This window comes from Pantoea sp. B9002 (assembly GCF_013385945.1).
GTDB lineage: Bacteria > Pseudomonadota > Gammaproteobacteria > Enterobacterales > Enterobacteriaceae > Pantoea.
Window position 1 is genome coordinate 176 of the sequence record NZ_JACAPA010000069.1, and the last position, 1933, is coordinate 2108.

Below are 1933 nucleotides of genomic sequence, written 5' to 3' on the forward strand. Positions count from 1 at the left end.
CGGCAGCGCCGAGCCCGGCAGCGTGGTGACCGTCTTTAACGGCGCCGCCGCCGTCGGCAGCGTCACCGCCGGCGCGGACGGCAGCTGGAGCTGGCAGTACAGCAGCACTGAGCGCTTTGCAGAGGGAGCCCACGCGCTCACCGTGCGGGCCACCGACCCGGCGGGCAACGTCTCGGTCATGTCAGAGACCTTCACCATCACCGTCGACACCTTGATCGCCCAACCGTTGCTTGACACCGTTACCGACGCGGTCGCGGGCGGCGTCATCGGAGATATCGCCAATAACGGCCACACTAACGATCCGCGTCCGCGCCTCAACGGCAGCGCCGATCCCGGCACTTTGGTTATCATTTTTAGTGACGCTATGGCCGTTGGCAGCGTCATGGCTAACGCGAATACCGGCGTGTGGTCCTGGCAGTATGCTAATGATGAAAAGTTTGCCGACGGCAAGTACGTGCTGACCGTTCAAGCGGTAGACAAAGCTGGCAATACCTCAGTGCGATCAGAAGCATTTACAATTAACATCGATACCACGCCACCTCCTGCGGTAGCAGGGATGCAATGGGATGGAGAAACACTAAATATTCATTTTGATGGCTTAGAATATAAAGTTGGTGACCAAATTATTTTGTCGATTGATGGTGATGAACATAACCACACTTTAACTGATGAAGATCTTAATTCAGGGACAATTAGCTTAACTTGGTCATCAGCAACCAAAGGTAACTCTGAAGCATTCATAGTCAAAGTAATTGATGTTGCAGGAAATATTTCAGACAGCCGAACCTTAGAAAAAAACGATACCATTTTACGCCGTGAGGACTTTGAAACACAGTCAACACAAACTTTTATTAACAATCAAACGATTAAGTTTTCTGGTTTCGACGTCAATGTCATTAACGCAGCAGGAGGTGGCTTTTTTAATGGAATTACAGGATGGCAATTTCCATCTCCGACTATGGCATTGACCTTTATGGGAGGAACAAAAATTGAACTTTCCCTGCAAAATCAGGATAGCGACTATATCTCGTTTACTGCCGGAGACTTTAACAATACGGAACAGTTTATCGTTATCTTTTTCGATAGCTTAGGTCGTGAAGTTGATCGACAAATCTTAACCCCTGTGGGTGGATTAATGCAGGAAATCAGGGCGTCAGTCCCATTTGGCATGACGTTTTCTAAAGTCACTCTGGAGCTCAATACGTCAGGTGTCTGGATTGATAATATTGTTATGGGTAAAACAGAATACAATATTTCCGAGGGTGAAAACCCTGATACAAAATCCTCAAGCTTTGATGCATTCACCCTGAAAAATGAGTCTTATAGCACTCTCGATTCAATCCTAGAAGATATTACAGAGATTTCCTATGATGAAAATAGAGAGCTCACTGAAGCAAACAAACCATTAGTGGTTTCAATTGAAGAAGTCCTCACCTTTAATACCTCTGAGTTTTTCCTTGATAGTGAAATGAAGCCAACAGCAATTATTGGAGATAATGTCACTCTTTCAGAAACTCCACCCGACGATATATACATTGAAGAATGGATTCAGATGGAAAACGTTACGATGGAGGGTATAAATTACCAAGGACTTCAACCTTCAAAACTCGATGCTGAACTATTAGTTCATCAGGATATAATCGTTAATATTAACAGCCATTAAAACCAACATTCATTTGTGTTAAATAACTATTAAAATCATACTTTAATCAATGACCGGCATAATTTTCGCGTGCCGGTCACTTAATTATTGATTCAAAAGACGAAAGCTAGGCTGTCAAGCATTAAGCTTTTACTCACCAGTCCTCTAAATTCGAGCAGATTCTCAGACGCACCCGCTCAAACACTCTGAGACAATTCTGATTGTTTCGCCCGGCGACCTTCCCCGTGAAGCCTTTCGCCCGGCATCTCCCTCAGCTTTTAAGGACTGACC

The 1933-nt window shown here is 45.3% G+C and carries 1 protein-coding gene; it reads left to right on the top strand.

The genetic code is table 11. From position 1 onward, the window contains the following. Window positions 1–1663, top strand: a 1663-nt coding sequence (locus HX773_RS24920; RefSeq protein ID WP_176973741.1) for an Ig-like domain-containing protein, incomplete at its 5' end; no start/stop codon positions are given. Window positions 1664–1933 lie beyond the last annotated feature (270 nt).